This is a genomic window from Vibrio sp. 1562 (genome assembly GCF_033340155.1).
Taxonomy (GTDB): domain Bacteria; phylum Pseudomonadota; class Gammaproteobacteria; order Enterobacterales; family Vibrionaceae; genus Vibrio; species Vibrio alginolyticus.
Map to the genome: position 1 here is coordinate 1 of NZ_JAWOVY010000059.1, position 4495 is coordinate 4495.

A 4495-nucleotide genomic window follows, 5' to 3' on the forward strand; every position below is an offset into this window, starting at 1 on the left:
TTATCATCACCCGGTTGATCTGGTGTGATGATCGCTTTGTCGTCTGAGCCCGTGATCGTCACGACCACGTCATGAGTTGTGCCATCTGCAGATGTTACTGTCATGGTGCGAATAATCGGATCGCTATCGGCGTCTAACGCTTGCACGTCTGGGTGACTGTTGTTCAGCGCATACGTCCAGTTGCCATCAGCATCGATAGAGAAGGTACCCCAGTTGCCATCTTGAACGTCGGTTTGCGGTTGGAAGACCGCTTCACCTGCATCAGGGTCATCCACGTTTAAGTTGCCGCCAGTGGTCAGCGTTACGTCTTCTTGAACCGCGCCTTTATCATCACCCGGTTGATCTGGTGTGATAATCGCTTTGTCGTCTGAGCCCGTAATGGTCACGACCACGTCATGAGTCGTGCCATCTGCAGATGTTACTGTCATGGTACGAATAATCGGATCACTATCGGCGTCCAACGCTTGAACGTCTGGGTGGCTATTGTTCAACTCATACGTCCAGTTACCTTGCTCATCGATAGAGAAAATACCCCAGTTACCGTCTTGAACGTCCGTTTGGGGTTGGAAGACCGCTTCACCTGCATCAGGGTCATCCACGTTTAGGTTGCCACCTGTGGTAAGCGTTACGTCTTCTCTTACTGCCCCCACATCGTCACCATCAATTAACGCCGAGGAGTTACTACTATCTATTTCAGTAGAACGATGCACGTCAGGTAAAACATTGGTATCGCTCTGCTCACTGTCTAAACCTGAAGTTTCAAAAAACGTACTTGCCAGAAGTTCAGCCCCTGAACGTTCAATTGTTCCGGAATTGGTTAAGCTAGAACTTAATTGCTCACCTGCAGCAGTAGCGTATTCTTCTCCTAATTCTGTAGGGTCATCACCTTGCGCAACGGCTTTAATGATTTCCTCAACTTCAGGAGATATATCTGAATTTGTATCACTGCGCTCTAATGAGGCATGCGCAGGTAGAGAATCACCATTCAACGTCTCCACGACAATCTCACCCGGAAGTAGGTTCTCCTTAGATTCAACTACTCTAATATGACCATCTTTACCGATTACAACATACTTATCCGTCGTTGAATTTGACTTTCCAACCAAAGTTATTACCCCATTTAACAGATGAAATAACCCCTACCCTTGACTAAATCAGGCAATGAGAATTATTTCAGGCAGTGATACATTTAGTTAATAGTTTATCATTATTTGCTCAATGTACAACATGCACTTGTTCCCACAATAAGTTTCATGTTTTAAAGTGGTTTTATTTTGCCCCAGAAAGTCATATGCTATGCGGCTTATTTTTAGGGACTTTGTTCCAGCGATTACATTTTTTAAAATGATGGCTTAAATTAACCAAGCCAGATTTGATACAAACGTTTTCTTTAATATATCCGGTTCTTAAAGTTTCATTATTGAGACAATAAATTAAAGATAATTAGCGTTGCGAATTATTTGGGGAGACTTCTTTTGAAGCTTAGTAGTATTAGTGTTGTTTGTTTTGGTTTGTTAATACCTCTTCATTCCAGTGCACAAACATTAGAGCAAGCCGTAGCGGTTACATTTGCAACCAACCCAGAGATCAAAAGTGCGTTCAATGAATATATGAGTAAACGCTACATCATTGATCAATCCACTGGTGCATACAAACCGACCATCGATTTAGACGCAGGTATCGGTTATGAGGGCATAGATCCAGCGAACTCCGCAGATAGAACCGACATGACCCGTAAAGAAGCTGCAATTACATTTAGCCAGTTGATTTGGGATGGTTCTAAAACTCTTTACGATATCGATCGCACATCAGCAGACGCTGAATCGGTACGTTATCAATTGCTTGCTGATGCTCAAAATATTGCCCTACAAGTTGCTAAAGCGTATCTGGATGTAATTAAGGCACAGCAGTTCATTACTCTTTCAGAAAGCAACTTAAATACGCACGAGCGTATTTATACTGACATCAAAAAACGCACAGAATCAGGAATAGGCTCAGTCGCCGACTTGACTCAAGTTGAAGGTCGCCTAGCAAAAGCTCACAGCAATTTACTAGCTGCACAAAATAACTACAAAGATGCGCAAACCACATTTATTCGATTAGTGGGTGAAAACCCTCAGGATCTAATCTTTCCACGCGCAGACCAAAACTTTATTCCCGACTCCTTGGATGAGGCCAAAAATCAAGCTTTTGAAAACCACCCAGTGATAAAGATAGCTTTAGCAGATGTCGACTCTGCAAGATACCAGTACCAGCAAGCAGATGCGAACCACTATCCAGTAGTTTCCGTTGAAGCAGCACAAAACTGGCGTGATGATGCAGGAGGTATTGAAGGTAACAGTTCTGAAACCACTGCTATGCTTCGCGTCCGCTATAACCTATATAATGGCGGCAGAGATTCAGCAAACACTGATAGTATGGCCTACCAGCTCAACAAAGCGAAAGACCTACGTGAACGTGCCTACCGAAGTGTTGAGCAAGAGCTTAGTCTCTCATGGAGTGCTTTAGAATTGACTGGCAAACAAAAAACCTTTCTAAGCCAACATGTTGATTCAATGTCAGACACCGTTGTTGCTTATCAAAAGCAGTACCGCATTGGTAAACGTACATTGCTTGATTTGCTCAATACTGAAAATGAGCTATTTGAATCCCGCAAAAACTACCTCGAAACGCAGTTCGATCAACAATACGCTAAATACCGAACTCTAACTTCTACAGGAAAACTTCTTGATGCATTGCGCGTCGATATTCCGCAAGAATGGACTCAGCCAGTAGAGTACTAAACACAATGAAAAACAATACCTTAATATTTCTAGCTCTATCAACAATGAGCCTAAATAGTGCATTTGCGACTGATAAGTTCGATTACATCCCTACTCCGGAGCACATTCAAGTCGCTGACCTTCATGACGTAGATAACGATGGCGTAATCAATGCTCGTGATCTATGTGCGAATACCCCAGTTGGTGCCGAAGTAGATAATGATGGCTGCGAAACCTACCTAAACAAAGAAGAACAGTATCAACTTAAGATTTTGTTTGCTAATGATTCAGACAGCATTAATCCAGTATTCCAACGTAAGATTACTGAATTAGCAGCATTCCTTAAGAAGTACCCTACGACTTCTATCGAAATACAGGGTTACGCAAGTAAAGTTGGTACCGCAGCTTACAACCTTGAGCTATCACGCCGCCGAGCAAGTAACGTACGCAACCTATTAATTAAGCAAGGTATTTCAGAGGACAGGTTAACTATTGTTGGCTTTGGTGATACCCATTTAGCTAAATTGGGGACAGATGATGTCAGCCACGCTTTAAACCGTCGTGTAACCGCTACCGTCATTGGCCATAAAGGCATGGTTAAAGATGAGTGGACGATATTTACTACCTTTCCCAAGGTAAACTAACACCCCTGCCTCTGGCCAGTTTTCATCAATGGCTAGAGGCATCTTCTATAGGGGCTTGATGAAACAGATATCAGTACATTTTACTGACTTAAACTAAAGCTAATCACCACCATTCATTTAGAGAATTGAGCTCCGTACGAAATTAAGAACCATCTAATTAATATAGTTGTAACTTACTTTAGAAAATATTATTAACTTATTTAATTATAAAAAATAAAAGCTGTCATATAAAAATAGTAGTAACATATTTAATTATAAAAAATAAAAGCTGTCAGATAAAAATAGTAGTAACATATTTAATTATAAAAAATAAAAGCTGTCAGATAAAAATAGTAGTAACATATTTCACTTAAACAAGTGATTGCACTTTTTCGAACGAGTTACAGTGAGAAGTCTTAGCTAATCCAAAACTAGTGGTTGGTTATTTTACATACTAAAGTCGAGTGTCGCATTCCTATCTATTTACAAACTATGGCGCTGCAAAATGACCGAAACATGCCTTCGCAGATTGAGTCAGTTATTAAATCATTATAATCATTCGCAATTGCATCAAGTAAGCTTAGATGAGTTAGAAACCGTATTCGCAACCTCTCGGCGTAATACTTCCAATGTTATAAAAATGCTACATGACTATGGTTGGATAAGCTGGACACCAGGTCGTGGCCGTGGAAAAGCTAGTACTCTCAAAGTTATGATTTCTATGCACCAAGCCCTGTATAGGCAAGCGTTCACCGAGGTATCTTGACTTACCAGATCTGAAGAAACATATGCAGTTTATAGATCAAAAACGTTTGGGTACGGTCTCTTCGTCACAACAGCCGTGATGATTTCACTCAACACTGACATTGCCGATAAGTCACGCTTTTTGCAGGTTTCGATGAGGGTATGTATCCTACTTCGGAATTTATCACCTGCATCCGAGATCGTTCCGAAGCTAATTTTCCTTTGAATGACAAAACGGCTTTGTTGCGTAATTCGATGGAACTAAATCAGGAAGTTACGATCTGATCGGGGCTTTGTTGCGTAATTCGATGGAACTAAATCAGGAAGTTACGATCTGATCGGTTACATCAGTTAATCATCGTAGCC

At 41.3% G+C, this 4495-nt stretch carries 4 protein-coding genes and 1 pseudogene; 3 read left to right on the plus strand and 2 right to left on the minus strand.

Features of this window, described 5'->3' with window-relative positions; all coding sequences use genetic code 11:
- On the minus strand, positions 1 to 1106 hold a 1106-nt coding region (locus tag R7Z49_RS23005), incomplete at its 3' end, for a VCBS domain-containing protein (RefSeq protein ID WP_318112087.1).
- Between the two features lie 369 nt (positions 1107 to 1475).
- Here R7Z49_RS23005 and R7Z49_RS23010 point away from each other — a divergent pair.
- The 3 genes from R7Z49_RS23010 (at position 1476) to R7Z49_RS23020 (ending at position 4151) form a co-directional block, all read left to right on the plus strand.
- Positions 1476 to 2783: a TolC family outer membrane protein gene (locus R7Z49_RS23010; RefSeq protein ID WP_140112688.1), complete on the plus strand. Its 1308-nt coding sequence runs from the start codon at positions 1476 to 1478 to the stop codon at positions 2781 to 2783.
- A gap of 5 nt (positions 2784 to 2788) precedes the next feature.
- Positions 2789 to 3406 (plus strand): OmpA family protein, encoded by a 618-nt coding sequence (locus R7Z49_RS23015; RefSeq protein ID WP_025576707.1) that lies wholly within the window; start codon positions 2789 to 2791, stop codon positions 3404 to 3406.
- A gap of 484 nt (positions 3407 to 3890) precedes the next feature.
- Positions 3891 to 4151: an SgrR family transcriptional regulator gene (locus tag R7Z49_RS23020; RefSeq protein WP_236716968.1), complete on the plus strand. Its 261-nt coding sequence runs from the start codon at positions 3891 to 3893 to the stop codon at positions 4149 to 4151.
- A 29-nt stretch (positions 4152 to 4180) separates the two neighbouring features.
- On the opposite strand, the pseudogene R7Z49_RS23025 reads toward R7Z49_RS23020, so the two are convergent.
- A pseudogene (locus tag R7Z49_RS23025) lies at positions 4181 to 4360 on the minus strand (IS66 family transposase); the annotation flags it as partial.
- Positions 4361 to 4495 lie beyond the last annotated feature (135 nt).